The sequence below is a fragment of the Uliginosibacterium flavum genome (genome assembly GCF_040566545.1).
Classification (GTDB): domain Bacteria; phylum Pseudomonadota; class Gammaproteobacteria; order Burkholderiales; family Rhodocyclaceae; genus Uliginosibacterium; species Uliginosibacterium flavum.
In genome coordinates, this window is the sequence record NZ_JBEWZI010000012.1 from 1 (window position 1) to 25033 (window position 25033).

Sequence of the window (25033 nt, forward strand, 5' to 3'; positions counted from 1 at the left end):
AAGGTCTGTTGTTTCATCATGGGCCGAATTTTACCGAACTCAACCCTATGACGGAGACTTGTTCAGCGTAGCCTTAAGCCGTTCGTGCTGAGCGTAAGAAGCGAAGCGGATGAAGTCGAAGCATGAGCGACTGGGCCCAAGCCCTTCGACTTCGCTGCGCTACGCTCAGGACGAACGGGTTTTTGGGCTTAACTTAATGGTATTGACACTGAGACTTCCTGAAAAGCCGCATCTGGCGGCTTTGTACAGAATGCTTGCCCATTTAGCCGCGCGGAACTTGCCTCGCAGGGCATGCTGGTTGCAGCGAAAGGCGGGGGGCGGGTCTTCAGGCAGGCATTGGTGAGGCCGCCAAAGCTGTCTGGATTAAAGTGAGTCCCTGCGGCTGATTTCGACGCGATTCCTGTTATCGCTTTTGGACACCGAAATCATGATCCCGAAGCCGACCAGGATCACTACGCCGATCACCGTCCAGCCGGCGCCGATGTTGGCCAGCACGCCGAGTTTCCACAGTGCAGCCAGCAGGCCACCGAGCAGAATCACAAAACCCACCATGAACATTCCGGCCCATTTCATAAAAGTCTCCTGACCAGATCAAATCATTAACCGCAAGAAGGCGGAAATACGTCAGCCAGCCTACAGGCCGGGACAGACACGATCTGTGTGCTGGCGCACAGACGGTGGCGGGATTGATGTGCTAAGCAGGTGTGAAGGTAAACACGTTCAGCGATGCATGGCATAGGGCGGAACTCAAAGTGGCTCCACCGCACCCCGCCTCTTTTGGTGGCCTGCCCGCAAAGCCACGTGGGGCTTGGCTCGCAGAGCAGGTTATTTCCACAGCAAGGCTGGGCGCGGATTTTCAGGCAGTGCCTTGCCGCAACCCGGACGTCAAGACCCGCGTCGCCCACCGATGAAATTGACCACAACCATGATCAACGCGACAACCAGAACGATGTGGATGAAGCCGCCCAGCGTGTAGGACGTCACAAGGCCCAAGAGCCACAAGATGATCAGTACAACAGCAATCGAATAAAGCATGGTTATCCCCTTATCTTTGTTCAAACTGAAGCGGCGACGCGCAAACGCATCAAACCACCACCCGGCAAGCGGCATGTGCCCTGACCTTGAGCTCAGCATGAACTTCAGCCGCCATGCCGTCTGTGTGCTGGGCAACATTGGATGCGGGGGCGGGTATGCGTGGTCGACCAGTATGCGTCCGGTCTCTTGGCGGTGTGTTCGTGAGCGGTAAGCGCCGAAAGCGGCCATTGTGCAGGGTGGGCACGGTGTGCCCACGCAGCATACGATCAGATACCATCGACAAAACGCGTGGGCTCACCGAGCCCACCCTACGACGCCCTGAAGAACTGCGCCTTTGCCAAAGGCTGACTGACCGCAAAGCTCGCCTTCTGCCGCATAAGGCGTTCATCCGCGCGGCCTTCAGGTTCAACACACGGCCGTCAGGCGGAAGGATTTGCAGATCCCGCCGCTGCGCGTCCGCACAGGGGCGATAAAAAGCCCCCGCACCGTTTCCACAGCCGGGGGCTTTTTGCATGCTGGGGCGTGAGGCTTAAGCGGCTGCACCCCGAATCAATGGCAGGGATTCACCGCCGTCGATGAGGATCTTGCGCGGCTTGAGGGCCTCGGGCACTTCGCGTTCCAGTTCGATGTTGAGCAGGCCATTTTCGAAGCTGGCGGCGACCACCTTGACGTGATCGTCGAGCTGGAAGCGTTGCTCGAAATCGCGGGCGGCGATGCCACGGTGCAGCCAGGTGTGCTGGGTCGGATCGGAGGCTTTGCGGCCGCTGATCTTGAGGGTGTTCTTCTCGGTTTCCACATCCAGCTCGTCGCGCGCAAAGCCGGCTACGGCCATGCTGATGCGGTATTTGTCTTCCGACACGAGTTCGATGTTGTAGGGCGGGTAGCTCGGCGGTTCGGCGCGCTGCGCGGCTTCGGCAAGCTGGGTGAGACGGTCGAAACCGATGGCGGAGCGATACAGCGGGGAGAAGTCATAAGTACGCATGGTTCATATCCTCGTAAGCGATAGAAAGAAAAGGGCAGGCCTCCGTGGAGCACCTGCCCTGCCTATCTAGGTTCGCTGTAACGGCTTTTCAAGCCCTTGAAATCACTGCACTTGATCCCCATTTGTGATCGTTTTTTGTTTTGCCGCTCAGCTTGCCAGCCACACCATAATCATCGCCAACGCAGCGGGGATGCCCTGAACGAAGAGGATTTTTCTGCCAACCGTGACGGCGCCGTACAAACCGGCAATCAGTACGCAGCCGAGGAAGAAGAGCCGGATCGCCAGGCCTTCCGGCCCCAGCCACAGACCCCAGAAAAGACCTGCGGCGAGGAAGCCGTTGTAGAGCCCCTGATTGGCCGCGAGCATGCGCGAGGCTGCGGCGAACTCGTCACTGAGGCGAAAGGTTTTCTTGCCGAGCGGGCGGGTCCACAAAAACATTTCCAGAACCAGGATCCAGCTCTGGAGCAGGGCAATCAGGAGGGTGGCGAGGCTGGCGGCGATTTGCATGCTGGTCTCCTGCAAAGAGAGTGATCAGGCCGCTACGTCTACGGCGCTGGTGATGCTGATCGTCAGTGGCTGAGCAAGCAGTGGCGTGATCTGGTCTTTCAGGCTCAGGAAGTGGGCGGACTGGGCATGGGCGACCAGCGCGGCCTGATCGACATAGATCTCGTAGAACTGGAAGGAGGTTTCACCCTGTACCGTCCTGAACAGGTCGTAGCGAAGGCAGCCGGTCTCCAGACGTGATGGCGCGACGGCGGCACGCAGGATCTGTTCGGCGGCTTCCAGATGCTCGGGCTTCGGGCAGACATTGGCAAACACGAAAATGCTCACAGGATTGGCTCCATTGGTTCGAGGGTAAGAAAATCGGCACTATGCCAGCAATACATTCAACATGAAAATGCCATCGTTCCCGCGAAGGCGGGAACGATGGCAGAGCGCCTGCTGCTGCTCAAGTGAACTGAGTCAGCACTACGCCGGGGCGCGAGCCTTCGGGCCGGGGCTTACTTCATCTCGATGACGAAGTCCTCGCGGCTGCGGCGGACTTTCTTCAGGCTCACCAGCCAGTCGCCTTCGGCGGCGCGATAGCCGAGCGGCAGGATCACGACCGAGCGCAGACCACGCTCGTGCAACTTGAGAATTTCATCCACCTTGGCCGGATCAAAACCTTCCATCGGGGTGGCGTCCACTTCTTCTTCCGCTGCGGCGATCAGTGCCGTGCCGAGGCCGATGTAGGCCTGGCGCGCAGCGTGCTGATAGTTGGTTTCGGCATCGCGTGGCACATAGGTATTCAGCAATTGCTGGCGATAGTTTTCCCAGCCTTCGTTGCGCACGCCGCGCTCTTCATTGACCAGGTCGAACATCATGTTGATGCGCTCCGCAGTGTAGTTGTCCCACGCAGCGAAAACCAGCAAGTGCGAGGCTTCGGTGATCTGCGCCTGATTCCAGGCGTGCGGCTGGATCTGTGCGCGCAGTTCCGGGTTGTTGACGACAATCACTTCATAGGGCTGCAGGCCGCTGGAGGTTGCGGTGAGGCGGATGGCTTCGAGGATGCGCTCGACCTTTTCCTGCGGCACGGCCTTGGCCGAATCGAATTTCTTGGTGGCATAGCGCCAGCGCAGCTTGCTCAGGAGATCAGACATGAATGGCTCGCTTTCTGTATTGGGTGAGTGTGAGGTGTGATGGGTGGGTGTTCAGGCTAGGGCCGCCAGCAGCTTTTCTGCAGCCAGCTCTGACGAAGCCGGGTTCTGGCCGGTGATCAGTAAACCATCAACCAGCGCGTAGGGCGCCCAGTCCGGCCCTTTGGAGTAGTTGCCGCCATTGGCCTTGAGCATGTCTTCAACGAGGAAAGGCACGATGCCGCTGAGCTGTACGGCGGATTCCTCGGTGTTGGTGAAGCCGGTCACCTGCTTGCCCATGACCAGCGGCGTGCCATCGGCATTGCGGGTGCGGCGCAGCACGCCGGGGGCATGGCACACAGCAGCGACGGGTTTGCCGGCGGCAATCATGGTTTCGATCAGGGCAATGGAATGCGGGTCATTGGCCAGATCCCACAGCGGGCCGTGGCCGCCGGGGTAGAACACGGCGTCAAAATCGGCCGCTTTCACGGATGACAGCTTCACCGTGTTGGCCAGCACAGCGATGCTTTCGGCATCGGCCTTGAAACGGGCGGTGGCGGCGGTCTGGAAATCCGGCTCGTCGCTCTTTGGGTCCAGCGGTGGCTGGCCGCCGAGGGGTGAGGCGACGGTGATCTGCGCGCCGGCAGCCTTGAAAACATAATACGGCGCGGCAAATTCTTCGAGCCAGAAGCCGGTCTTCAGGCCGGTGTCACCAAGTTTGTCGTGCGAGGTCAGGATCATCAGGATTTTCATGGGGCTTCTCCAGGTTCAGGCGATGGTGGTGATGTGCAGACGGACGTCGACGTTGCCGCGCAGGGCATTGGAATACGGGCAGACCTGATGCGTGGCCTCGACCAGCTGTGTGGCCTCGGTTTCGTTCAGGCCCTGGATTTCCACGTAAAGATCCACGTCGAGCGCGAAGCCACCCGTGGTGTTCTGACCGATGCCGACTTCGGCGCTGGTCTTGCTGGCGCTGAGGGCGAGTTTCTGCTTTTCGGCGACGTGCTTGAGGGCATTGTCGAAGCAGGCAGCGTAGCCGATGGCGAAGAGCTGCTCGGGGTTGGCACCGGTCTTGCCGCTGCCGGGGGCGGCGAGGTCGAAGGCGAGCGTGCCGTCATCAAGGGCGGCGTGGCCACTGCGGCCGCCGACGGAGGTGGCGCGGGTCTTGTAGAAGATCTTCATGGTGTTTTCCTTCGGGGTTTTGGGGGTAATCAGTCAGCCAGCTGGACGACCAGCTTGCCGAAATTCTTGCCTTTGAGCAGGCCGATGAAAGCGGCCGGTGCGGCTTCCAGACCCTGCACGCGGTCTTCGCGGAACTTGATCTTGCTTTCGGCCAGCAAGCCGCTCATGGTCTGGAAGAACTCCGGATAGCGCGGGCCGTAGTCGTTGAAGATGATGAAGCCCTGCATGCGGATGCGCAGTTTCAGAATCTGGGTCATCAGCAGCGACAGGCGATCCTTGCCATCCGGCAGTTCGGTCGCGTTGTATTGCGAGATCAGGCCGCACAGCGGGATGCGAGCCTTGGTGTTGAGCAGTGGCAGCACGGCGTCGAAGACCGCACCGCCGACATTCTCGAAATACACGTCAATGCCGGTTGGGCAAGCAGCAGCGAGTTGCGCGGGCATATCGGCCGCGTGGTGATCGATACACGCATCAAAGCCCAGCACCTCCACCACGTAACGGCATTTTTCCGCACCGCCAGCGATTCCCACGACACGGCAGCCCTGCAGTTTGGCGACCTGCCCGACCACCGAACCGACCGCGCCACTGGCGGCAGCGACCACCACGGTTTCGCCGGCCTTGGGCTGACCGATATCCATCAGGCCCGTGTAGCCGGTGAAGCCGGGCATGCCCAGCACGCCCAGCGCCAGCGAGGGCTGGTCCAGCTGGCCGAGCCTGAACAGACCCGCACCGTCGGACAGCGCGTAATCCTGCCAGCCGCTCTGGGCCAGCACCAGTTCGCCCTCGGCGAAATCCGGATGTTGCGAGCTGACGACGCGGCACACCGTGGCGCCCACCATCACCGCGCCAATCGCTACCGGTTCGGCGTAAGACTTGGCGTCGCTCATGCGCCCGCGCATGTAGGGGTCGAGCGACAGGTAGAGCGTGCGCAGCAGCACCTGGCCTGCAGAGGGAACCGGGATCGGCGCGGTTTCGAGGCGAAAGTTGGCAGCTGTCGGCTCGCCGACCGGCCGCGAGGCCAGCACGATGCGGCGGTTTGTTTGCGTTGTCATGGCTTACTCCTTGGGAACTCTTGAATGTAGGGCAATCGCGTGACGGCCTCTGTGGGTTGGCCTACAGACAGGCTTCAAGGACCTGTTCGCTGACATCCAGCGTCACATCCTTGCGCTCGCCGATGGCCAGCATGCCGTGCGCCTTGAGCTGGGCGAGAATCGCCGGGATGGCCTCGGCGCCGATGTCATACGCGCTGAGATGGGTCGGCAGTTCCAGGCTTTCGAAGAAAGCGCGCGTCTTGGCGATGGCCGCGTCGATGCGTTCGTCTTCGCTGCCCGTGGTGATTTGCCAGACGCGTTCGGCATACTGCAGCAGCTTGCCGCGCTTGCCTTCGCGGCGCACCTGCAGCATCGCCGGCAACACCACGGCCAAGGTGCGGGCGTGGTCAATGTCGTATTTGGCGGTCAGCTCGTGGCCGATCATGTGGCTGGCCCAGTCTTGCGGCACGCCGGCGCCGATCAGGCCATTCAGTGCCAGAGTGGCGACCCACATCAGGTTGGCGCGGGCCTTGTAGTCGGTGCTGGCGATCGCCGTCGGGCCATGTTCGATCAGCGTCAGCAGGAGGCCTTCGGCAAAGCGGTCCTGCACGTGAGCGTCGACGCTGTAGGTCAGGTATTGCTCCATCACGTGTACGAAAGCGTCGACCACGCCGTTGGCCAACTGGCGTTGCGGCAAGGTGTAAGTCTTGGTCGGATCGAGCACCGAAAACACCGGGAACAGCGCGTGATTCAGGAAGGGCAGCTTGGCACCCTGCGCCTTGATCGTGACCACGCCACCGTCATTCATCTCGGAGCCGGTGGCCGGCAGGGTCAGCACCGTGCCGAAGGGCATGGCCTGCGTGATGTTGCGGCCGAAGTTGAAGAGGATCGCCGTCGCGTCGCCTTCAAACAGCGCGGCGGCCGCGACGAACTTGGTGCCGTCGATGACCGAACCACCACCCACGGCCAGCAGGAAGTCGATCCTGTCGCGCTTCACTTGTTCAACGGCGCGCATCAGCGTTTCGTAACTCGGGTTGGGTTCGATGCCGCCGAATTCGAAAACTTCGCGTGCGCCCAGCGCGGTGCGCACCTCGGCCAGCGTGCCGGTCTTGCGCGCACTCTCGCCGCCGAAGAGGATCAGCACGCGCGCTGTAGCGGGTACCAGCGTGGCGAGTTCGGCGATGCGGCCTTGGCCGAAGACGATACGCGTCGGATTGTAGAAATCGAAATTTTGCATGGCTTTGCCTTTATAAAATTAGACCGGTCGTCTAGTTCTGGGTCAAAAAAATGCACGGCGGGCTGATGCGCCGGCCGCGCGTGTCGAGTGTTCAATTCAGTTTGAGGTGTGCTCGCGTACCGCTGAGGGCGGCATCCAGTGAACTGCAGTCGCGCCGCAGCTTGGTCAGCAGCGACGCGCCCAGCCAGGCCTGATACAGCCATTGGGCGGCTTCAGCGGGATCCTGGGTGCTGCCGATCGAGCCATCGGCCTGGCCGGCCGCGATGCAATCGGCCAGTTGGCGCAGGATGCTTTCGGTGCCGGCCAGCATGGAGCTGCGCATGCTTTCCGACAGGTCCGAAATCTCGGCGCCGAGCTTCACGATCAGGCATTTCTGCGCCGAATCCTCGCCGCACTGGGTTTCGATCCAGCGCTGGAAGTAGGTCAGCAGGCGTTGCGCGCCGCTCAGATCACTGCGGCCAAGCAGCGCATCGACACGGCTCAGATAGTCGGCGAAATAGTTGTCGAGCAAGGCTGCGCCGAAGGCTTCTTTCGACGCGAAGTAGTGATAGAAGGAGCCCTTGGGCACGCTGGCGCTGGCGAGGATCTCGGCCAGACCCACGCCGACGAAGCCTTTGGCGGCAATCAGTTGCTGGCCACAGGTGAGGATGTGCTGACGGGTATCGGGGCGTTCGGAGTTCATGGGCTGCATCCTAAAACACAATTAGACCAGTCGTCTAGTGTTTTTTAGCTATGCAAAGCCTGCCCGTAGACCCGCACCCCGCTTGCCTGTGCCGGCAGGGTGTCTGGAGAGGCAGGCTGAGGGCGGGTGTACAGGCAGGCTTGCGGATTGGCTCTCCGCGCCAGCGTATCGGCTACTGAATCGTCAGTTTCAGGATCTGCCCGGCGCTTTCGTCGGTGGCCAGATACAGCCAGCCATCCGGGCCGACACGCACATCGCGCACGCGTTTGCCGATGCTGAAACGTTCCTGGCCGGTGATCTGCGTGCCGTTCAGGGTCAGGCGCATCAGCGCAGTGTCTTTCAGCGCGGCAACGAACAGGTTGCCATTCCAGGCGGCGACCTTGCCGCCGGTGTAGAAGGCCACGTTGCCGGGCGCGATGGACGGATCCCAATAGCAGCGCGGCTGTTCCATGCCGGCCTTGCTCGTGCCTTCGCCGATCTTCGTGCCGTCGTAATTCAGGCCGTAACTGATCACCGGCCAGCCGTAGTTCTTGCCGCGTTCGGGCGTGTTGATTTCATCGCCGCCCATGGCGCCGTGCTCGGCGGTCCATAGCTGGCCGGTGCCGGGGTGACGGGTCATGCCTTGCGGGTTGCGATGGCCCAGAGTCCAGATCTCGGGCAGGTAGGCGCTGTTGCCGACGAAGGGATTGTCGGCGGGCACGGTACCGTCGTTATTGATGCGCACGATCTTGCCGAGGGTTTGCAGCGGGTCTTGCGCAGGGGTGAATTTCTGGCGTTCGCCGAGGGCGATGTAGAGCTTGCCGTCGTTGCCGAACACCAGACGCGAGCCGAAGTGGCCGTCGCCGCTGACTTTCGGCGTCTGCCGATAGATCACGCTCACGCTGCTCAGGCTCAGGCTGAGGGTATTCAGCGTGGCGCGGGCCACGGCTGTACCGGCGCCGCCCGTGCCACTTTCGGAATAACTGAAATAGATACGCGAATTGCTGGCGAAATCCGGATCCAGCACGACATCCAGCAAGCCGCCCTGACCTTGCGCGTAGACCGCGGGCACGCCGCTGATGGCGGCCGACAGCGTGCCATCGGTGGCAATGATGCGCAGGCGCCCGGGGCGTTCGGTGACGAGCAGGCGGCCATCAGGCAGGAACACGAAGGCCCAGGGATTGACCAGGCCACCGGCAAACTGGGTCAGCGTCGGCGTGCCCACTGTGGACGTGGCGGCAACAGCTTTGCATTGCACCGAGGCTGGCGCACTGCTAACCGGCGCCGCGCTTGCCGCTGAGGACGAGCCGCCGCCACCGCAGGCGACCAGCAAAAACGACAAGGGAAGCGCCGGCAGGAGACGCAATGCGTCAGGATATGCCCATGATTTTGAAATGGTTTTCATCGTCTTTGCCTCTCTTGGGTGGGTGATTGCAGCATGGACGCCGATCCGGCCCACGGCAAGTGAGTCCTGAAGGGGCGATGCGTCCAGAGCGTCTGCCTGCAGCGCAAGGCCTGGCGCGGAGACAGGCACTATCGACACCGCTGCGTGCGGTAGTGACAGGCTCAAACTTTCGGCGTGCGCGAAAATTGGGTTGTTCCGTAGCACAAGGCCTGGTCTTTACCTAAGGTTCAAGCAAAGGGCGGGGCAGTTCGAGCCTTGCGATTCGACATTCATGAAACAGTTGCGTTCCCGTTTTCGTCGACTCCGCTGCTGGCTGGTCGCCAGTGTGCTCGCGCTCGCGTCGCTTCTGGCCGTGCTTGCCAGTGGTTTTCTGTGGTTCGATCACACGCGCAGCGCACAAGAAGCATCGGCACGCCTGCTGGCTGATGCGCTGGCCTTCTCGGAGTATGTGACGGCGACTTTACAGGCCTCGAATGTGGTGCTGGAGATGACCCGCCGGGATATCGAGCGCAGTGCGGATAACCAGGCCTTCAGCGAGGCCGCCCTGCACGAGCTGTTTCAGCGCAACCTGTCCATTGTTTCGGCTTCGGGTACCGAGGTGCTGCCCAATTCGCTGGTCTTCGTCGACGCCAGCGGGCATCTCTTTGCCAATTCACTGACCTTGCCGATCGAGCGGCGTGATCTTTCGGATCTCGAATACTTCAAGCATCATCGCGCACAATCCTCCGCCGCCACCTGGTTGAGCCCGCTGTATGTGTCGCACTCCACCGGGCTGAAAATCTTTGTGCTGTCGCAGCGCCTGCAGGACCATCAGGGCGCGTTTCAGGGCGTGTTGGCAATTACGCTGAGGGCACGGTATTTCGAGGAATACTTCAAGCCGCTGCGCCTGGTGCCGGGACAGACAATCACCTTGCTGCGCACCGATGGCAAGCCCTTGTTCCGCTATCCCGCAATGGAGGGTTTTGAAAATACCGATGTTCGTCATGAGCTGAGCCTGCGTTCAATGCTCAGTACGGGCCGTGGCAATGATGTGCGCACCAGTCCGTATGACGGGAAGCTGCGCCGGATAGGCTATGTGACCGGCAGCCAGTACCCGACACTGGCGATGGTGTCGCAACTGGAGAGTGATGTATTCCACGACTGGCGTCAGCGCGCTTGGATGATGGCAGGTTTCATGTTCGGTGGGCTGGGAGCACTGGGCCTGCTGTTCTGGTTCGCCTGGGCTCAGATCGGGCAGGTGGAACTGGCTATCGACGAGCGTCGGAAGGCGCTCGAAGAACTGAGTGTGACTGAGAGCCAATTGTTGCAGGCAGAGAAGCTGGCGCTGCTGGGTCGGTCGGTTGCGGTGTTTGCCCACGATATCGGCGGGCCGATCGGTAACGCCAAGGTCACGATCACAACGCTGATGGATCGGGCGGCGACACTGCGTAAGGAACTCAACGCAGGCGCCCTGCGCAAGAGCCAGCTGGATGACTTCGTGGCAACGGCGACGGACGCTGGCGATCTGGTCTTTGGCAACCTGAATCGTGCGGCGAACCTGCTTGACGATTTCAAACAGACAGCGATGGATCAGGCGACTTCGCAGCCGCGCCTGATCGAGTTGGCTCCTTGGCTGGAGCAGCTCGCCCACAGCCTCTCGCCACAGTTTGTCGGCACCCGGATTCGTCTGCAGTTGCAGGCCGAGCCCGGTTTGTGGCTGGAAACCCTGCCCGGCCCGCTGGGACAGGTGATCAGCAATCTGGTCAACAATGCACGTCTGCATGCCTTTGACGAAACTTGCGAAGGCGTGATCCGCCTCGAAGCAGCAGCGTCCGCAGAGGGCATTCGCCTGAGCGTCAGTGATGATGGCAAAGGCATGAGCGAAGCCGTTCAGGCACGCATCTTCGAGCCCTTCTTCACCACCCGCGCCGGTAGTGGTGGCACCGGCCTGGGTTTGCACATCGTGCAAACTCTGGTTGAGCAGACCCTGGGTGGCAAATTGAGTGTCGACAGCCAGCCGGGCGCGGGCAGCCGGTTTATCGTCAGCTTGCCGTCCGGCAAGTCCGTCAGTGCTTGATCATGGCATTTACGCAAATCGGCGGGTCTTGACCTGTTTTTGCATCTCCTGTCCGGAATGCCTGCTGGATCGGCAGATCAAGCGCCCATGCGGATCTGCGGCAAACAGGGACTTAATGGGCCGAATGGCGGCAGCGGCTGTCACGGTGGCGCGCTTGCGCCATTTCGGCCTCCCCAGTAGCCTGTAGCGCATCGACTGTGATGCCGGCCTTGGATGGCATCCAGCGCACCCAGGGAAACCCCATGAAATCACTGGCAGGCTGCGCTCAACGCCGCTTCACGCTTTTTTTCGGCCTGCTGGCCGCGCTGTTTTCGCAATCCGGTCAGGCCATCGTTGGTGGCATCGGCGTTGATGCCAATACTGCAGGTTCATTCTGGTCCGGCGTCGTCTCGATCTCGATTGGCGGCGGCGTTTACTCCGGCGTGCTGCTCGACAACGGCTACATTCTGACCGCTGCGCACGTGGCGGCCAGTGGCGTGTCGAATCCAGGTGGTCTCACCGTCAATTTCAACGCTGGCAGCAGCCTCAGTCAGAGCATCAGCGCCGAATCCGTCACGGTGTATTCCGGCTACACCGGCACCAAGGTGGGCAGCGATGGTTTCTGGCATGACGATCTGGCGCTGATCAAGCTCAGCTCCGCCGCGCCTTCCAGTGCGACGGGCTACAGCCTCTATTCCGGTTCCTCGGTCACCACGAACACCACCATGACGCTGGTCGGTTATGGCGGCAGTGCCAGCGTCAAACGTGTGGGCCAGAACAAGATTGATTATCTGGTGGCCGACGACGATGGCACGACGAAAACCGAGATTCTGCTGTTCGATTTTGATGGCAGCACCAACGCCACCAACGTGATGGGCGGCGGCACACTGGGCGCCAACGTCGAAGCCCAATATGCCGGTGGCGATTCCGGCAGCCCGATGTTCGTGCAGGTCAATGGTCAGTGGCAGCTTATCGGAATTGCCAGTTTCAACGGCACGGTCAAGAACAGCGACGGCACCCCGTATTCGACCAGCAACACCACATTCGGCTCGATTGGCGGCGCCACCTCGGTGGCCGCCTACAGCAGCTGGATCAACACGGTGAGCGCCGTGCCGGAGCCGCAAAGCTACGCCATGCTCCTCGCCGGCCTTGGCCTGCTGGGCCTGTGCGTACGGCGCCGGAGTTCGTAAAGCCTGCCTGAAGAGCCGCACCCGGCGGACTTCTTCAGGCACCCCTGCTGCAGAGCCAGGCTGGATGCGGCTCTTCAGGCAGAGTCTGGCGTAGGCCGGATTTGATCGTCAGGCCGCTCAGCGGGCCGGGCAGGCAAACGTGGCATACAGGTAATACGCCATGCGGGTGTTCCAGACTTCACCCAACGATTTTGTGCCCTGGCTTTGTGCCGAACTGATCAGAGCTTGTAGGTCTGGACGATCTGCTGCATCGAGGCGGCCAAGGTATCGAGTTCCTGCGCCGCGCTGGCGCTGCCGGCTGCGCCAGCGTTGCCGACTTCGGCCATTTGCGCAATGCGCTCGACCTGCTGGGCGATGCTGTGACTGGCGGCACTCTGCTCGCGGATGGCGTCGGTGATTTCGCGCACCATGCTCACGGCCTGGCTGCTGGTTTCGCTGATGCGCGCGATGGCCTGACTGGCGCCCTCGGCGCGAGTGACGCCGACGCTGACGCGATCGACGGCAATCGCCATGCTGTTGACGGCATCCTTGGCGCCGTTGCGCACGCCTTCGATCATGATCGTGATTTCGCGAGTGGAATTGGCGGTACGTTCGGCAAGCTTGCGCACTTCATCGGCGACGACGGCAAAGCCACGGCCCTGTTCGCCGGCACGGGCGGCTTCGATGGCGGCATTCAGGGCGAGCAGGTTGGTCTGGTCGGCGACTTCACGGATCACGGAAACGACCGAGGAAATCTTGTCGCTCTCCGCCTCGACAATCTGGATGCGCGAGCTGGTTTCATTCACGGTACTGGCAATTTCGTGAATGTCCTGCACGGTCAGGCTGATAATCTTCCCGCCTTCCTGCGCGTGCTTGCCGGATTCGTGCGAGAGCTGGTTGGCTTCGGAAGCGCGATCACCGATGTGGCCGATACTCACCGTCAACTCTTCAATGGCGGCGGCCATGGCGGAGGCTGATTCACTCTGCTGGCCGGAGGACATCGATACCTGCTGCGCAGTGTTGGCCATGTGGCGCGACTTGCCGGCAACGTCCTGAGCGTTTTCACCGAGGTGTTGCAGGTTGCTCTGCATTGATCCGATCAGGCGGTTCAGGCTGGCACCCATCTGGCTCAGCTCGTCCTTGCCGTCTTCCGGCACGCGAATGCGGAAATCGCGCTCACCTTCGATGCGGGTTATCGCGCCCTGCACGCCCGAAAGCATATTGCGGATAGTGCGCACCAGAAGCAGGCCGAAGACGGCGATCAGGGCGGTGCCGAGGAGAACGACCGTCCAGGAAATGTTCCGGTGACGCTTCGCTGCGGCATCGGCTTCAATTTGTTCAGTCGCGATATCTTCGGCCAGTTGCTTGTAGTGCGCGTCAAGAAGCTTGCCGACAACGGCGGAACTCTTCACCACGGCGCCGATCAGTTTGTTCGCCTCGGGATCGTCAGGAATGTTCTGACGATTCTGGGCAATGGCCGGTGCCAGCGTGGCCTCGAAATCCTTGATGGCGGCCTTGTCGGCCTCAAGCAGTTCGCGATCCTTGGCGGTGGTGGCGAGCTTTTCGTATTTATCCACCTCTTCCCACAGCACGACCATGCTCTTGGTCATGGCTTTCTCGATCTTGTCCATATCCTCGGCGCTCTGGGCGCGCGCGTGGTTATAGACATGCACGCGCACGCGCAGTGACTGGCCAATGATCCGGTGCAGCGCATCGACCTGAGGCACGGTGACCGACTGAACTTTGTGCAACGAGTCGGACAGGGAGTTGGTGGCCAGCAGGCCCACCAGGCCGACGGCCAGTGCGGTGATAGCTGAAAAGACGACGATCAGGATCAATCGGAAGGCGATTGTTGTTTTCATGGTTTTCATTCGGCCAAACTAGGGATAACCCTTACACCAACGGCGGCCCTTAGGAAGACTTGATTGTTGTCTGACAAATTTTTACACAATCCTCTAAATCCACCGCCCGCAATCCATTTCCTGGCGACAGCTTTTGATTGTTCGCGGGCGGCTTGCTGGAAACCTGCAGCAAGCCGCCATCTCCGGCCACCCTGCCCGTAAACATCCGTCCGCTGCGGCTCTTCAGTATCCCAAGCCCCCACGCGGGCCTGCTGTTCTGGAAATAACGCTGGTTTGACGTTTCGTGGCCGAATCGAGAGGACTGCGACGTGAACATCGCTCCTGCAGAGCGTAAGCGGCCTTGTCCGAAGAACCACGTCTCGTGCAGAGTTTTCTGCAGCGGACACTTACGTAACCAGAGAGGCAGAGTCTTGCGTCGGTCCAGCTTCTGACAGCTTATTTGGCCGGGCAGGCAAACGTGGCATACACGTAATACGCCACGCTATCCCGGTCGCGGGTGTTCCACACTTCGCCCACCGATTTTGTGCCCTGGCTTTGCGCCGAGCCGATGCTGCCGCCCCACAGCATTGGATATTTCTGGCGGTACAGATCGCCATCGACGACGATCGCAACGTGACCGTTATTGCGCGCGGGCGCATGGTCCTTGCCCTTCAAAGCCGCGATCACGAAGCTGCCGGTTTGCGCCTTCAGCCGCGCCTCGCTGCCCGAAGCCAGTTTCGTCCAGTTCTTGCCGAGATGATCCACGATGCCATCCGCATTGGCAGTATCCGGCAGCGGCACGCCCAGCTTCTTGGCCACGGCTTTGACGAAGCCGGAACAGTTGTCGCGATTCTTGGTGCCCTTGAGGAACTCTTCCTCCCAGCTCGTTTTGCAGCTATCGATGATGCATTGATCAAGACTCGGCATGTTCGTCCTCAGTTGGGGATACAGAATGAATTGACGCGTCTGCTGCGCGTTTTGGCCTTGCCCTGTTTGGCGGTCAGGGTCAGGGCATTTTTGCCGATGGCCCATGCGTAGCCCGAGATATCCAGGCTGGCCAGACGTTTGCAGGATGCCGTATCGTAGAAATTCAGGCTGTCGCTAGAGCCGCTGAATTCCACCGTGATCAGCGTGCGTTCGCTGGCGTCGAGATAGAAATCCTTGCGCGTCCAGATGCCGCCATCAATCTCGCAGCTCTTCTGGGTGTCCTTGCGCCGCAGGATCAAGGGCGGCTCGGGGAAGACATCCACTTCCCGATCCGGGCGAGCGCTTTGCAGCAGGATGTCAATCGCGTGGCCGTGGCCGGCATAGCTGGCGAATTGCCCTGGCGGCGCTGGATCAACGGGAATGTTCGTGATCGCGCAGGGGGCCGTCGGCGCGCCGGCCAGTGCCTGCGCCGACGCGAGTGCCATGCTCAGCACAGCAAAATGGATTTTCATTGTGGGATCCAGTAGCAATGACCGCCGGAGCGGAGTCACGCCGTTTGGCGCGGGATATAACAGCCAGCGGAGTTTGCCCAATCACGCTGTCTTCTGCCAGCGGCAGAAGACGTTCGGCCAATTGTGGGCCGGGTGCGGAGTTGCGCTTGCGCAGGATCATTCGGTCCGTCGTCAACGCCAGCCGCGCATTGCGCCGCTCTGCGCGGCCCAGCCCCTGCATTCCGTTCAATACCCACAAGGCGTGGCGATTGAGCTCGGCAGGATCGCGCCCGACCTGCGCCGGATTGCGCAGCAGGCTGGCGAGCCAGGCGGCCTCTGCGGCATTCAGTGCCTGCGCGGGCTTGCTGAAGTAGTGCTGCGCGGCGGCTTCGGCACCGCAGAGGCCTTCGCCCCAGGGCGCGAGGGCAAGATAGAGTTGCAGGATCTGCGCTTTGCCCAAGGTGCGCTCCATCTCTACGGCATACAGCAGTTCGCGCAGCTTGCGTGCTGCGCTGCGCTGCGCGCCGGTGTAGAGCATGCGGGCGACTTGCTCGTCGAGCGTGCTGGCGCCGCGCAGACTGGCTTGTTGACGGGCATTTGGACTCAGCGCGGCGGCGAGTTCAACAGGATCGTAACCGGGGTGCGACCAGAAGCGCTGGTCTTCGGCGGCGATCACGGCGGCGGCGATATGGCGGCCGAAACCTTCCGGCGCGGGCCGGGCGCAGCGCGGTTGCGGCAGAACGCCGCGCAGGCTTGCCGTGCCCAGACCGCTGACGCTGCTCAGGCGAATGTTGGGTTGGATCTGCCAGCGCCGATCCGGCAAGGACAGGGTAAAGCGCGCACCGATACTGCCTTCGATCTGCGCATGCTGCAGTTCCGGGATGGCCTCGCCGAACAGTGCGTAGAGCGTCGCAGCCGGCGTGTCGGGCAGCTCGCCCGTGAGCAGCAGGCGGCGATCGCTGAGCAGGCCGCGCCAGCTGATCGTGATGTCACTGCTCGTCACCGTGCCCCACACGGCCGGGCCGTCGCGCTGGATTGTCAGCTGCAGGCTGGAGAGGCGCGCAGCGCTTGCATCTGCAGACAGGCTGCCCGCAGAGCAAGGCCCACAGCGGATCTGCAGCCTACCGTCCTGTTCCGTGAAAGCCAGTTGGCCGTGCCGCGTCGGCAGGCTGTGGTCGGCCAGCAGGCGCATGCCGTAAGGATGAGTGGCGGCGCGCAGCAGATCGGCGACCGGCACATTGAAGCTGATGCCGGCGAGGCGCACGGGCAGGCTCCAGGCCGGCACCGGGCGCAGCGCCAGCCAGACGATCAGGCCGATGCCGATCAGGATGCAGACGCAGGCGCCGAGCAGCAGGGCGCGGAGGACGCGGCGTGTCTTCATTGCATTCTCGCCACCGTCACCGCCCGCCACGGGCCGGTCGAATCGCCGGTCGTGGCCGCCCAGTACCAGGCCGAGGCGTCGGTATAGCTGCGCCCCGCGGCGTCTTCGGTGTATTCGCACACCAGCAGATCGCGCCCGCCCTTGCTGGCCGTGAAGCAGCGCTGCAAGGCCTGCGGCCGCGCACTGTCGCTGCGCGCGCTGAGCGTGATGTGGCTGATCGCGTAACCGAGACCGCGATAGCAGTCCGCAGCCGGATGCAGCTTGCGTGTGGCCGCCGTGACATGGCGCAGGGTGATCAGACGCTTGCCGTCGCTGAAGCGCGCAATCGCGCCGGGGAATCCGGCGCTGAAGCGCTCCTCCACGGCGGACAGCGCCAGCGGACGCAAGGCGTGGCCGTCGAAGCTTTGAGGCCATTCGATGTGCGTGGTGGTCGGCACCGCGTCCGCCCTCGCCGGCTTGAGCAGGGGCAGAACGGCAAGGAAGGCGAAGCCGAACAGCGCGACCGGCAGCAGTCCGCGCCATGAAGTCGCTGTTGCCACCGCCGGAACCTGGGGCGTGGCCGCAGGCTTTGCGCCACGGGCGATCAGGCGCAGCACCAGCGCACACACGCCAGCGAAGACCAGCAGGCCGATGCCTTCGTGCGTCCACGCGGGCAGCGGCAGCAGGCCGGATTCCTTGATGATCAGCACGGTGTTGCGCAGCACATTGCCGCCGATCACGATGGCGCCCAGCAGCGGCAGGCGGCGCAGGAATTGACTATCCGGCAAGCGTAGCCAGGCCGCGGTGGCGCAGGCGGTGAAATACGCGACCCATGCCATCTGAATCCCAGAGCAAGGCGCATCGACCATCACCAGATGCCCGGCCACCTGCAGCGCAGAACCTTCGCGCAGCACCTGCAAACCACCCATGCGCAGAATCAGGGCCGAGAGCTCGGCGGTGAGCACGCGCAGCGGATAGCCCGCGAAAAACTGCAGCGAGGAAATCAGCGGCAGCGCCAGCAAACCCAGTCCGAACCAGGCCAGCAGCGGTTGACGCGGCGCGCGCAAGGCCAGCAAAGCGGCCAGCACCGCCGCCACCCCGATCACGCCGCGTAGCAGCGGCGGCAGGCCGAGGCTCAGCGCCGCCAGCGCACTCAAGCCGAGACTGACGGCAAACCAGTGCGGGCGCGGGTGTTGGGCCAGTTGCGCCCGATCCCGCCACACCGCCAGCAGCAGCGCCAACAGCGCGAGGATGCCCAGCGGGTCGTCCGAACCATCCGTCAGGCGCGCCGCGCTCCAGGCCCACACCGGCCACAGCGCTGCCAGCGGTAGCAAGAGCCAGAGCCAGCCGGGTGGGGTGCTGAAGAGCCGCGCCCAGCTTGCTTGTGTGGGATGGGTGGCTGAAGAGACAGACATGATGCGGTTCTCCAGGGTGATGGTTTTGAACGCCCTCACCGGTGTGGGCGAGGGCTACTTAACAAGCGTGCGGCTTAAACTCTCGTCGTTCCCGCCCTTCGACAAGCTCAGGACAGGCCGGTCTTTGCCCGAGCGGGAACCCAGCGTCTTGTTGCAAGGGAGGTTGAAGCCACTGGATTCCCGCCTTCGCGGGAACGACGGGTTTGTTGGTGATGCTCATCTAACGGAACTGCCTTACTTCTTCGCCCATCAGTTTTTGAACAGGAATTGCTTTGGGTTCGTAGCCTGGGAGTCCGCGCCCGAGCGGCTCCTTCCCCCTCTCAGGGGGAAGGCTGGGATGGGGGTTGTCACGTTCAACGAGGACTGTCCTCGGCTTAACGCTTTTACCCCCACCCTCGCCCTCCCCCTAAGAGGGGAGGGAATGTTCGGGCGACATTTGCCTGCGCTCGGTCAGTTAGCCGCCACCCGCTGCCTTTTCCACAACCACCCCATCCCCAGCGCCGCGATCAGCAGCATTGCCCAGGTCTCTGGCTCCGGCGTACTTGGCACTTCCACACCCACGGCCAGATCGCTGACGCCTTCGGGTAGCGGTGAAGGCTGATCGACGCTGGCGGCTTCGCCCGGCTTGGGATTGCGCACGACCTGATCCACCGCGATGAAGGAGGTGTATTGCGTCAGCAAGTTGTAGTCGAGGCCCAGCTTGAGGATCGCATCGCGATAGCTGCCGCCGCCTTCCAGGCTTTCCTGATCCGACAGCGCGGCGATGCGATGACGCGCCCACAGATAGCGCAGGGCGGTGTTGTCCTTGCTGGCAAGTTCGGGCTTCACTTCCAGTTCCGCGTGATACGGGCCGCTGGCGCTCTGGCCATCCAGCACCAGCTTGCCTTTGGCGGCGCCACGCCACTTGCCGAAGACGATCACCGGCCGCGCCGCGAACACGTCGGGCACGCTCAGCGGTTCGATGTCATACGCATCGAGGCCTTCGAAGTGCGCCTTGATGTGGGTGAGCACGGGCGAATCGATCATCTTGCGGAAACGCTCGGCCTCAACGGCTGCGGATTCCTGATTGAGGATGATGAAGGGCTCGCCCTGACCGGCGCGGGCCATGCCTTCCATCAACTGACGATTGATCGAGGAGCCGATGCCGAACGAGAACAGGTTGGCGCGATCCAGATTCTTGCGGATCAGCTCGAAGGCTTCACGCTCGACCGAGACATAGCCATCCGTCACCACCACGAAACTGCGCGAGCGTTCCTGATCGGCTTCCAGACTCAGCGCGCGGCGCAACGCCGGCAGCAGTTCGGTGCCGCCACCGCCCTGTTCCTTGCCGAGGGTGCGCAAGGCCAGATCAATGTTGGCGCGCGTGGCCGGCAAGGATTTCGGCGCGAGCAACACATTACCGCCGGAGAAGGTCATCAGGTTGAAGGTGTCGCTGGCGCGCAGGCTGCCGAGCAGCTTGTCCATCAGCGCCTTGGTCGTATCCAGCGGGAAGCCGTGCATCGAGCCGGACACGTCGACCACGAAGATGTATTCACGCGGCACGATCATCGCGTTCGCCACCGCCTTGGGCGGCTCCACCATGGCGAGGAAGAAGTTTTCCGACTCGCCGCGTGACAGCATCAGGCCGCTGGCGATGCGCTCGCCGGCCAGGCGGTAATTCAGGATGAAGTCGCGATTGTTTTCGTTGCGGCCGGTGTTGGTCAGCTCGACACGCGTCTCCTGCTCATTCTCCTTGCGCAGTTCAATTTTATGCGTTGGGGATTCGATGTCCTGCACGCCGGTCGGCGTCACCAGCTTCAGGTTCATGTCGAAACGGGTGCCTGATAGCTCGCCCTGATGCAGGAAGGGCGAGGAGATCCACTTCTCCGCCTTGCTGCTCTCGCTGCCGGCCTTGCCGTTGTAACGCGGGCCGACCACGGTCGGGAACACGAACTGGTAGCGGCCCTCGGTCGGCACCATCAGTTCGGTGTAATGCAGCTCCACGCGCACATCGTCGCCGGGCATGATGTTGGCAACATTCATCTGGAACACGTTCTCGCGCTCCTGCTCCAGCAGCGCAGCGGTCTTGCCTTCGCTCTTGGCCTTCTCGTACTCCACCTTGGCCTGCTGCTTCTCCTTGATCTTCGCCGTCAGCAGCCGATCCCCGAGGCGTACGTTCATGCCATACACCGCCGCGCGGGTCGAGCCGGGGAAAACATAGCGCGCCTCCAGCGCCGCCGTGCCCTCGTTGCGGTATTGCTGGGTGACGGTGACATCGGCGATCACGCCAAGGATGCGTACATCCACCTTGGTCGATTTCAGCGGCAGGCGATCAACCGAAGGATCGCTGCTATTGACCGCGAAATAGGGGCTTTCGCTCTTGTCGGCGGGCGCCTGAGCCGCATACACCGGATGAATGGCTGGCAATAGCAGGGCCGCGAACGCCAGCCCTCTGGCGAGCCGCACCCGCAGGCGACGGGCGCTTGTCTTGATGGTCTGCAACATGATGAATCCTCCTTGCGCAGTGCGGATTGCACATGGCGAGAGGATTCACTTCAGGTGTGGCGTGAGTTTGAAGTGCGGAGGATTTTTGTGAAGGCTGTGTGAAGTGGGGCGGGGATGCAGGGGACTTGTAGGGCGGGTCAGGCGAAGCCGTAACCCGCGCGGTCAGCTGTGAATCGCGGTTCCCTCTTTAGCGAGCACTCGTGCCGGGGTTGAGCACTTTGACGATCTGAGTCTTGTAAAAGGAAATATCCTCCTTCGGTAGCCGCCAAACTGTGCCTTCTTTATTGTTACAGCTAGGTTGCTTTAGCAATATCTCGGTATCGGTTGAGAGCGCCTGTCTGGGACCGAAGCCACAACCGTTGATTACGGGCGCTCCGGGTATCTGAATGGCCCAATCTAGCGAGCCGTTAATGTTGTACCGGGCAACAAGCGGATTCTCGCCTTTTTTCCATTCTCGGGTAAAAACAAGGAAGCCTCCCTCGCTTGCCGAAACATCCCAATTGATTCCAGTCCGAATTTGGGTTCCGGTTTCAACAAGCTGAAGTCCGATCAAATTCCGTTGTCCCCAATCTAGGATACGTCCGCTGCCGTGAGCGCCTTCGTAAATTCGATAGTCAGACGAAAACCAATGTCCAGCGTCTTGTCCATCATAGTGTCCCACCCCAGAACGTATCCCTTCATCGACAGCCTCCTGCCACCTCGCATGGAGTGCCGTATTGCTGCTACCTGCCTCCCATTCTCCTTTTACGAATGGAGTTTTGGTTGTCCGTGTCTGAACCAAGGGCAAGCTTTCTTTCTGGTCGATCAACTCGAGGAATGATGGTGACGCTACAACGATGGATTGTTTGACTGCGAAGAGGTTTCTTCTGCTGGGATCAGGCTTAATGCGCCACGCGAGCACGGTATAAGGTGAGCGACAATCCGATGGTCCACCAGAGTTTACGCTTGGCGGGAGATCGACCGTCGTCAACGAGGCAATAGGTTGGTTCGCTAGAAGATCTACGATGGACCATGTACCAAACTGTTCGCCAGCTATCTTCTGGCTTTTGTTGTACCTGAGGGAATATTGAGTCTGCGGATTGTCCGTAAATGAATATGCGAGGCATGTCTTCGGGAGTGCGGGTGGTTTTTTGTAGCGATCTTGTATGTATAGGGGAGTCCAGTCAGCGGGCAGGCAATTGCCTTCCTCCCCGTTATGAAGCTCCAGTTTGATGTACTTAGCGCTCGCTGATTTTGGGGCGATCGCAGCCGGGTAAGTGAAGCGTCCGATATGGTCGCCGTCGGGATAAGCGTAGCGTAGTGCTTTGCCATCGTCAGTCGGCTGCGGCTGAACGTAAATGGCCTTCAAATTGCGTTTCAGCAGCAGTTCGTAGATCAAGTCACCCCTTAGGGCGGCGCCTTCATCAATAAAAGAATCAATTTCTAACGACTGTGGCAAAAGTTTTTCTTCTGCCTCGCATTTTGTTATGGCACGGCCATACGCCTCTTGTCTTCGCTTCTCCGCGGGAAGTTTGGATAGCCCTTCAATCGTGTCAACCGGGTGGGTAACAGACCAGAGAAATGCTAATCCACCAGTATTCGATGTGCATGATGATGTGGCACAACATACCAATAGGACTGAAATGATATTTCTGAGAAATTTTATTTTTTCAATCACTTTATTAACTCGATCAATATTTTGAATATAAATTTTTTGACGCTATCTAATATGTCAGATGAAACAGTCGGCCGCTATGGCCGAGTTTTATGCGTAACCCATGTGACTGGCCTTGACTTGAAGCGGCCATATGAATGACCAGTTTATGAAAAATGCGGCAGTCCGCACTTGGCCGACAGCTCCTGATCACGAAGCCACGCAAGCCAGTATCATAACAACAGCGCCGTAATCCAGTTGTCTGGATTGAACAGCGACAGCAAAACCTCAATCCGCCCCGCGCGGTAACTCCAGCCTTGCCTCCGCACCGCCGCCCACAGCATTGCCCAGACTCACGCGGCCGTGGTGCAGTTCGGCGATTTCGCGCACGAAGGCCAGCCCGAGGCCACTGCTCTTGCGCCCGGAGTGCGGGCGGGCCAGCGAGTAGAACTTCTCGAAGACGCGATCCAGCGCGTAATCGGGAATGCCGTCGCCATGATCGCGGATGCGCAGGGCGAGCTTGCGGCGCTGCACGCCCAGCTCGATATCGATGACGCCGCCTTCGGGCGAGAAGTCGATGGCGTTGTCGATCAGGTTGGACACGGCGCGCTGCAGCAGGAAGGCATCGCCTTCGACGTTCAGTCCGGGCGGCACTGTCAGCGCGAACTGCACGCCACGCCGCTGCGCAGCGGGCTGGGCGGCCTGCACGGCGTCTGCGATGAGCTGGCTGAGATCGACGCGCGCCACTTCGTTCAGGCTGCGCCGCGCTTCCAGTGAGGACAGTTCCAGCAGGCGATCCACCAGCGCCTGGATGCGCCCGGATTCGCGCGTGATGTTGGCGAGGAAGTGCGCGCGCTCGGCCTCGGCCATCGGCTCCTGCAGCAGCTCGGCGGCGCCGCGAATCGCGGAGAGCGGGCTCTTGATTTCGTGGGTCAGCGCCTGCACGTATTCCGACACGTAATGCCGCCCGGCCAGCGCGTCGCGCATCTCGTTCCAGGCCGCACCCAGCACGCCCAGCCCACGCCGCAGCAGTTTGCGCAGGCTCAGCGGGCGTTGGGTTTTCACGTAATGGACATAGTCGGCGATGAAGCCGAAGGGCCGCACCAGCCACACCGACACGATCAGCGCCAGCAACACGAAGGCCAGCACCGCGCCGATGCCGGCGACGATGATCTGGTGGCGCGCATTCTCGACGAACTGGCCAAAGCTCTGCACCGGCTTGCCCACCGACACCGTGCCGATGATCTCGTCGCCCCGGCGGATCGGCGCGCTGACGTACATTACCGTGGTGCGCGGATCGTCCAGCACATCGCGGGTGGTGCGCGCACCGTACTGGCCGGCCAGCGCCAGAAACACGTCGCGCCACTGCGAGTAATCCTGGCCTTCGGATCGGCCCAGCGAATCGAAGATCACGCGCCCGGCTTTGTCCGTCACGTGCACGCGCATCTCCACGCGCGTTTTGTTCATCGAATAGATCTGCGCGTTGAAGCGCTTGGCATACAGGCTCTGGAAAGTGCCGTGCAGGATGGCCAGCTGCCGCTCTTCCGCGCCCAGATCCTGTTCGATGATGCTGGCCAGCAGATGCGCCGTTTCCACCTGCGATTCCTCGGCCGATTCGCGATAGCGCGGGTCCAGATCCTCGATGATCCGGTTCAGCACATAGGCCACGCTGCAGATGTAGATCAGCAGGATGCCGATGAAGACGCGGTTGCGGGTACTCATCAGTGATTCAGTCGCACGGCGACTCTCGATGCTCCCCTCGCCCCTTGGGGGAGAGGGGCTGGGGGAGAGGGCAAGAACAGGCGGATGCCATGTTCGCTCAGCGCTTCGCCGGCAACTGCTCGGCCAGCGCGTAGCCGATGCCACGATGGGTGACGATGGCGTCGAAATCCGGCGTCACCGCGCCCAGCTTGGCGCGCAGGGTCTTGACGTGGGTGTCGACCGTGCGGTCGATGCTTTCGGCATCATGCCAGATCAGCCCGAGCAGCTCGTCACGCGAAAAGACCCGGCCGGGGCGGCTCGCCAGCGTGCGCAGCAGACCGAATTCGTAGCGCGACAGATCCAGCGCCTGGCCGTAGTAACGGATGCGCCGGCGCTCCTCGTCGATCTCCAGCGGCGTCGCTTCCGGCGTAGCTGGCTCACTCTGAGTGGTACGCACTTTGCCGACCCGTCGCAGCACTCCGCGCACGCGTGCCGCCAGTTCGCGCGGCGAGAAGGGCTTGGCGATGTAATCGTCGGCGCCCAGCTCCAGCCCGACCACGCGGTCGATCTCCTCGCTGCGTGCGGTCAGGAAGATCACCGGCAGCTCGCCCAGCGCCTGAATCTTGCGGAACAGCTCGAAACCGTTGATGTCCGGCAGGCCGACGTCAAGCACCGCCAGCGCGATGTTGCCAGTTGCCAGTTCAGCCAGCGCCGCCGCGCCCGTGCCGCACAGCACCGGCTCGAAACCCTCGCTGGCCAGCACATAGCGGATCGTATCGGCAATGCCGGGTTCGTCTTCGACGATGAGGATGCGGGGCTGGCTCACGA

The 25033-nt window shown here is 61.6% G+C and carries 23 protein-coding genes; 2 read left to right on the forward strand and 21 right to left on the reverse strand.

What is annotated here, in order from left to right; translation table 11 throughout:
- Positions 1-363: 363 nt before the first annotated feature.
- From ABXR19_RS11980 to ABXR19_RS12035, 12 genes are all read right to left on the reverse strand, one after another.
- A complete protein-coding gene (locus tag ABXR19_RS11980; RefSeq protein WP_354601373.1) occupies positions 364-573 on the reverse strand; it encodes a hypothetical protein in 210 nt (69 codons plus the stop codon).
- A 312-nt stretch (positions 574-885) separates the two neighbouring features.
- Entirely contained in the window at positions 886-1035 is a 150-nt protein-coding gene (locus tag ABXR19_RS11985; RefSeq protein WP_354601374.1) for a lmo0937 family membrane protein, read from the reverse strand.
- A 529-nt stretch (positions 1036-1564) separates the two neighbouring features.
- Positions 1565-2017, reverse strand: coding sequence for an Hsp20 family protein (locus tag ABXR19_RS11990; protein WP_354601375.1), 453 nt, complete (start codon positions 2015-2017; stop codon positions 1565-1567).
- Between the two features lie 147 nt (positions 2018-2164).
- The gene (locus ABXR19_RS11995; protein ID WP_354601376.1) at positions 2165-2524 is read right to left on the reverse strand and encodes a DUF1304 domain-containing protein; all 360 of its coding nucleotides are present in this window, start codon (positions 2522-2524) and stop codon (positions 2165-2167) included.
- Between the two features lie 24 nt (positions 2525-2548).
- Positions 2549-2848 carry a putative quinol monooxygenase gene (locus tag ABXR19_RS12000; protein WP_354601377.1) on the reverse strand — a complete coding sequence of 100 codons (300 nt, stop codon included), beginning with the start codon at positions 2846-2848 and terminating at the stop codon, positions 2549-2551.
- Between the two features lie 170 nt (positions 2849-3018).
- Complete coding sequence (locus ABXR19_RS12005; protein WP_354601378.1) at positions 3019-3657, reverse strand: NAD(P)H-dependent oxidoreductase; 639 nt, start codon at positions 3655-3657, stop codon at positions 3019-3021.
- A gap of 51 nt (positions 3658-3708) precedes the next feature.
- Positions 3709-4386 (reverse strand): type 1 glutamine amidotransferase domain-containing protein, encoded by a 678-nt coding sequence (locus tag ABXR19_RS12010; RefSeq protein WP_354601379.1) that lies wholly within the window; start codon positions 4384-4386, stop codon positions 3709-3711.
- Positions 4387-4401: 15 nt separating this feature from the next.
- Positions 4402-4815, reverse strand: a complete 414-nt coding sequence (locus tag ABXR19_RS12015) for an organic hydroperoxide resistance protein (protein ID WP_354601380.1) — start codon at positions 4813-4815, stop codon at positions 4402-4404.
- Positions 4816-4844: 29 nt separating this feature from the next.
- Positions 4845-5867, reverse strand: coding sequence for an NADPH-dependent curcumin/dihydrocurcumin reductase (gene curA / locus ABXR19_RS12020; RefSeq protein ID WP_354601381.1), 1023 nt, complete (start codon positions 5865-5867; stop codon positions 4845-4847).
- A gap of 61 nt (positions 5868-5928) precedes the next feature.
- Entirely contained in the window at positions 5929-7083 is a 1155-nt protein-coding gene (locus tag ABXR19_RS12025; RefSeq protein WP_354601382.1) for an iron-containing alcohol dehydrogenase, read from the reverse strand.
- A 91-nt stretch (positions 7084-7174) separates the two neighbouring features.
- Complete coding sequence (locus tag ABXR19_RS12030) at positions 7175-7765, reverse strand: TetR/AcrR family transcriptional regulator (protein WP_354601383.1); 591 nt, start codon at positions 7763-7765, stop codon at positions 7175-7177.
- Between the two features lie 172 nt (positions 7766-7937).
- Positions 7938-9086 carry a PQQ-dependent sugar dehydrogenase gene (locus ABXR19_RS12035; RefSeq protein WP_354601384.1) on the reverse strand — a complete coding sequence of 383 codons (1149 nt, stop codon included), beginning with the start codon at positions 9084-9086 and terminating at the stop codon, positions 7938-7940.
- A gap of 334 nt (positions 9087-9420) precedes the next feature.
- Between ABXR19_RS12035 and ABXR19_RS12040 the strand changes: the two genes are divergently transcribed.
- Together ABXR19_RS12040 and ABXR19_RS12045 are read left to right on the forward strand one after the other, a co-directional pair.
- Positions 9421-11205, forward strand: a complete 1785-nt coding sequence (locus ABXR19_RS12040) for an ATP-binding protein (protein ID WP_354601385.1) — start codon at positions 9421-9423, stop codon at positions 11203-11205.
- 242 nt (positions 11206-11447) lie between these two features.
- Positions 11448-12374: a trypsin-like serine protease gene (locus ABXR19_RS12045; RefSeq protein ID WP_354601386.1), complete on the forward strand. Its 927-nt coding sequence runs from the start codon at positions 11448-11450 to the stop codon at positions 12372-12374.
- A 218-nt stretch (positions 12375-12592) separates the two neighbouring features.
- On the opposite strand, the gene ABXR19_RS12050 is transcribed toward ABXR19_RS12045, so the two are convergent.
- The 9 genes from ABXR19_RS12050 to creB form a co-directional block, all read right to left on the reverse strand.
- Positions 12593-14215, reverse strand: coding sequence for a methyl-accepting chemotaxis protein (locus ABXR19_RS12050; protein ID WP_354601387.1), 1623 nt, complete (start codon positions 14213-14215; stop codon positions 12593-12595).
- 435 nt (positions 14216-14650) lie between these two features.
- Positions 14651-15121, reverse strand: a complete 471-nt coding sequence (locus tag ABXR19_RS12055; RefSeq protein ID WP_354601388.1) for a C40 family peptidase — start codon at positions 15119-15121, stop codon at positions 14651-14653.
- An 8-nt stretch (positions 15122-15129) separates the two neighbouring features.
- A complete protein-coding gene (locus ABXR19_RS12060) occupies positions 15130-15633 on the reverse strand; it encodes a hypothetical protein (RefSeq protein ID WP_354601389.1) in 504 nt (167 codons plus the stop codon).
- The gene (locus ABXR19_RS12065; RefSeq protein WP_354601390.1) at positions 15533-16993 is read right to left on the reverse strand and encodes a biosynthetic peptidoglycan transglycosylase; all 1461 of its coding nucleotides are present in this window, start codon (positions 16991-16993) and stop codon (positions 15533-15535) included. Before ABXR19_RS12065 ends, ABXR19_RS12060 begins: the two co-directional genes overlap by 101 nt.
- Entirely contained in the window at positions 16990-18387 is a 1398-nt protein-coding gene (gene xrtQ, locus ABXR19_RS12070) for an exosortase Q (RefSeq protein ID WP_354601391.1), read from the reverse strand. Before xrtQ ends, ABXR19_RS12065 begins: the two co-directional genes overlap by 4 nt.
- 450 nt (positions 18388-18837) lie before the next feature.
- On the reverse strand, positions 18838-20871 hold the full coding sequence (locus tag ABXR19_RS12075; protein WP_354601392.1) for a VIT and vWA domain-containing protein: 2034 nt from the start codon (positions 20869-20871) through the stop codon (positions 18838-18840).
- A gap of 187 nt (positions 20872-21058) precedes the next feature.
- Positions 21059-22528: a hypothetical protein gene (locus ABXR19_RS12080; protein WP_354601393.1), complete on the reverse strand. Its 1470-nt coding sequence runs from the start codon at positions 22526-22528 to the stop codon at positions 21059-21061.
- A gap of 264 nt (positions 22529-22792) precedes the next feature.
- A complete protein-coding gene (gene creC / locus ABXR19_RS12085) occupies positions 22793-24226 on the reverse strand; it encodes a two-component system sensor histidine kinase CreC (protein ID WP_354601394.1) in 1434 nt (477 codons plus the stop codon).
- A 97-nt stretch (positions 24227-24323) separates the two neighbouring features.
- Positions 24324-25031 carry a two-component system response regulator CreB gene (gene creB / locus ABXR19_RS12090; protein WP_354601395.1) on the reverse strand — a complete coding sequence of 236 codons (708 nt, stop codon included), beginning with the start codon at positions 25029-25031 and terminating at the stop codon, positions 24324-24326.
- Positions 25032-25033 lie beyond the last annotated feature (2 nt).

Excerpts from the sequence above, each read along its gene's own strand:
- ABXR19_RS12010 (WP_354601379.1), bottom strand. The coding sequence starts at position 4,386 with ATGAAAATCCTGATGATCCTGACCTCGCACGACAAACTTGGTGACACC.
- ABXR19_RS11995 (WP_354601376.1), bottom strand. The coding sequence starts at position 2,524 with ATGCAAATCGCCGCCAGCCTCGCCACCCTCCTGATTGCCCTGCTCCAG.
- ABXR19_RS11990 (WP_354601375.1), bottom strand. The coding sequence starts at position 2,017 with ATGCGTACTTATGACTTCTCCCCGCTGTATCGCTCCGCCATCGGTTTC.
- ABXR19_RS11985 (WP_354601374.1), bottom strand. The coding sequence starts at position 1,035 with ATGCTTTATTCGATTGCTGTTGTACTGATCATCTTGTGGCTCTTGGGC.
- ABXR19_RS12030 (WP_354601383.1), bottom strand. The coding sequence starts at position 7,765 with ATGAACTCCGAACGCCCCGATACCCGTCAGCACATCCTCACCTGTGGC.
- ABXR19_RS11980 (WP_354601373.1), bottom strand. The coding sequence starts at position 573 with ATGAAATGGGCCGGAATGTTCATGGTGGGTTTTGTGATTCTGCTCGGT.
- ABXR19_RS12060 (WP_354601389.1), bottom strand. The coding sequence starts at position 15,633 with ATGAAAATCCATTTTGCTGTGCTGAGCATGGCACTCGCGTCGGCGCAG.
- xrtQ (WP_354601391.1), bottom strand. The coding sequence starts at position 18,387 with ATGTCTGTCTCTTCAGCCACCCATCCCACACAAGCAAGCTGGGCGCGG.
- ABXR19_RS12040 (WP_354601385.1), top strand. The coding sequence starts at position 9,421 with ATGAAACAGTTGCGTTCCCGTTTTCGTCGACTCCGCTGCTGGCTGGTC.
- ABXR19_RS12075 (WP_354601392.1), bottom strand. The coding sequence starts at position 20,871 with ATGTTGCAGACCATCAAGACAAGCGCCCGTCGCCTGCGGGTGCGGCTC.
- ABXR19_RS12025 (WP_354601382.1), bottom strand. The coding sequence starts at position 7,083 with ATGCAAAATTTCGATTTCTACAATCCGACGCGTATCGTCTTCGGCCAA.
- ABXR19_RS12015 (WP_354601380.1), bottom strand. The coding sequence starts at position 4,815 with ATGAAGATCTTCTACAAGACCCGCGCCACCTCCGTCGGCGGCCGCAGT.
- curA (WP_354601381.1), bottom strand. The coding sequence starts at position 5,867 with ATGACAACGCAAACAAACCGCCGCATCGTGCTGGCCTCGCGGCCGGTC.
- ABXR19_RS12050 (WP_354601387.1), bottom strand. The coding sequence starts at position 14,215 with ATGAAAACAACAATCGCCTTCCGATTGATCCTGATCGTCGTCTTTTCA.
- ABXR19_RS12005 (WP_354601378.1), bottom strand. The coding sequence starts at position 3,657 with ATGTCTGATCTCCTGAGCAAGCTGCGCTGGCGCTATGCCACCAAGAAA.
- creC (WP_354601394.1), bottom strand. The coding sequence starts at position 24,226 with ATGAGTACCCGCAACCGCGTCTTCATCGGCATCCTGCTGATCTACATC.
- ABXR19_RS12045 (WP_354601386.1), top strand. The coding sequence starts at position 11,448 with ATGAAATCACTGGCAGGCTGCGCTCAACGCCGCTTCACGCTTTTTTTC.
- ABXR19_RS12055 (WP_354601388.1), bottom strand. The coding sequence starts at position 15,121 with ATGCCGAGTCTTGATCAATGCATCATCGATAGCTGCAAAACGAGCTGG.
- ABXR19_RS12065 (WP_354601390.1), bottom strand. The coding sequence starts at position 16,993 with ATGAAGACACGCCGCGTCCTCCGCGCCCTGCTGCTCGGCGCCTGCGTC.